The organism is Cryobacterium sp. 10I1, assembly GCF_035019805.1.
In the GTDB taxonomy this organism is placed as follows: Bacteria; Actinomycetota; Actinomycetes; order Actinomycetales; family Microbacteriaceae; genus Cryobacterium; species Cryobacterium glucosi.
Genome location: NZ_JASJVF010000383.1, coordinates 1 through 2,177, shown reverse-complemented (window position 1 = coordinate 2,177; position 2,177 = coordinate 1). Strand labels below are relative to the sequence as shown.

The 2,177-nt window shown below is 69.5% G+C and carries 3 protein-coding genes; 1 reads left to right on the top strand and 2 read right to left on the bottom strand.

Annotated elements, in window-relative coordinates; all coding sequences use genetic code 11:
- Both QN345_RS18270 and pucL read right to left on the bottom strand, forming a co-directional pair.
- On the bottom strand, positions 1–363 hold a 363-nt coding region (locus QN345_RS18270), incomplete at its 3' end, for an imidazolonepropionase-like domain-containing protein (RefSeq protein ID WP_416347674.1).
- Positions 364–404: 41 nt separating this feature from the next.
- Positions 405–1,214, bottom strand: a complete 810-nt coding sequence (gene pucL / locus QN345_RS18265; protein ID WP_323509032.1) for a factor-independent urate hydroxylase — start codon at positions 1,212–1,214, stop codon at positions 405–407.
- Here pucL and QN345_RS18260 point away from each other — a divergent pair.
- Positions 1,125–2,177: aminotransferase class V-fold PLP-dependent enzyme (locus QN345_RS18260; protein WP_323509033.1), on the top strand; the 1,053-nt coding region annotated here is incomplete at its 3' end. The two genes, pucL and QN345_RS18260, sit on opposite strands and share 90 nt — an antisense overlap.

Below are 2,177 nucleotides of genomic sequence, written 5' to 3'. Positions count from 1 at the left end.
GAACACGCAGTTGTCGAGCCACTCGAGCAGCTGGCCGCCGCCGTAGGCGTCGGTCGAGTAGGTCTGCGGGTAGTGCAGGTGGGTGTCGACGAAGCCGGGCAGGATGAACCCGCCGCGGTTGTCCGTCACCGGGTGGTCGCGGAACGCGGCCGGAAGAGCGGCGAATGGCCCGACCCAGGCGATTCTGCCGTCCGCACCGGTGACGAGGGCGCCGTCGGGCAGGGAGACGAGGTGCTCCCGGGCGTCGGCGACCACCGGGGATCCCGCGATGTGGAAGACGTGACCGCGATAGACGTGGGCGGTCGGCGCGGGAACGGCCGACGGATCGGGGGAGGCCGCAGACGCCGGCGCGGGGGTGCTCATCACAGCCATCGTACGGGCGGACCCGCAACGAAAATGACCACCTAGACGAGCCCCGTGTACGAGTCCCAGGCGGATCCTGCGTCCGCGGCGTCGTCGTGCAGCACGGTCGCCTGGATCAGCCCGTACGGGCGGTCGGCCGCGTGGTACACCTCGTTGTCGTTGGCCACGCCGAAGGGGGAGAGGTCGTAGAGGAAGTGGTGCTTGTTCGGGGCGGACAGGCGCACCTCGGCGACCACGGGAAAGGCCTCGAGCACGGCCCGGCCCATCTCGTAGAGGGTCTGCTGCAGGGCCAGGGAGTGCACGGTCGCGAACTGGGTGACGAGCACCTGCTTGATGCCGTCGTAGGTGGCCTCCCAGTCGACATCCGTCGTCGAAAAACGCCAGCCGGCCGTGAGCGAGGTCGCCATCACCCGGTCGGAGGTCGGCTGCAGGAGCGTGTACGGATCCTGCATGAAGCCGGCGAACTCGGAGCCCGTCGACTTGAGGATCACGAGGTCCTTGAGCCCGCCGACCACCCAGGTGCGCCGGTCAGCGCCCCTGCCCTCGACCGTGATCGCCGCCGTGCGCACCTCCTGGCCGCGCCGCACCCAGGTGTGGTCGTGCTCACTGCCGTCGATGAGAACCCGTTGCCAGGCGAACTCCTCGATCTCGACCCTGGCGGTGTGCACGGGCTCGACCGTGTCGACGAAGTGGGCGGCGAGGTCGAGGCCGTAGTTCTCGATCGAGAGCAGCCCCTTCTCTTTCGCGAAGGAGTATGCGGTCTGCTTCTGGGTGTCGGTCGGCAGCACGTTCAGCTGGTCGCCCGCATCCGCAACGACTTCCCGATCCTCGAGCAGCGCATCAACGGGCATCCGCTCAACTATCTGGACTCCGGGGCCACCTCGCAGAACCCGATCAGCGTGATGGAAGCCGAGCAGGAGTACTACGAGCAACGCAACGCGGCCGTGCACCGCGGCGCTCACACCCTCGCGTTCGCGGCGACCGAGGTCTTCGAGAGCGCCAGGGAGACCGTGGCCGCCTTCATCGGCGCGCAGCCCGACGAACTCGTCTGGACTTCGAACGCGACCGAGGGAGTCAACCTCGTCGCGTACGCGATCTCCAACGCCTCACTCGGCCTCGGCGGCCCGGATGCCGCCCGGTTCCGCATCGGGGCCGGCGACGAGATCGTCGTGACCGAGATGGAACACCACGCCAACCTGATCCCGTGGCAGCAGCTCGCCCTGCGCACCGGGGCGACCCTGCGCTTCATCCCCGTTCTCGACGATGGCACCCTCGACCTCGCGGCCGCGGCAACGATCGTCGGCCCGCGCACCCGCCTGCTCGCGTTCACCCACGCGTCGAACGTCGTCGGCACGATCAATCCCGTGGCCGAGCTCGTCGAGCTCGCCCACCGCTTCGGCGCCCTCGTGCTGCTCGACGCCTGCCAGACCGTTCCGCACCTGCCGGTCGACGTTGCCGCGCTCGACGTGGACTTCGCCGTCTTCTCCGGGCACAAGATGCTCGGCCCGACCGGCATCGGAGCGCTCTTCGGCAAGGCGGAGCTGCTCGCCGGGCTGCCGCCGTTCCTGACCGGCGGTTCGATGATCACGACCGTCGATATGGAGCACGCCGAGTTCCTCGCGCCGCCGCAGCGCTTCGAGGCAGGCACCCAGCGCATCTCGCAGGCGATCGCCCTCGCCGCCGCGGTCGACTACCTGACCGAAACCGGCATGGACCGGATCGCCCTCCGTGAGGCCGAACTCGGCCAGCGCCTCGTGGCCGGGCTCGCCGAGATCCCCGGCGTTCGGGTACTCGGCCCGGCCGCCGGCATCGAC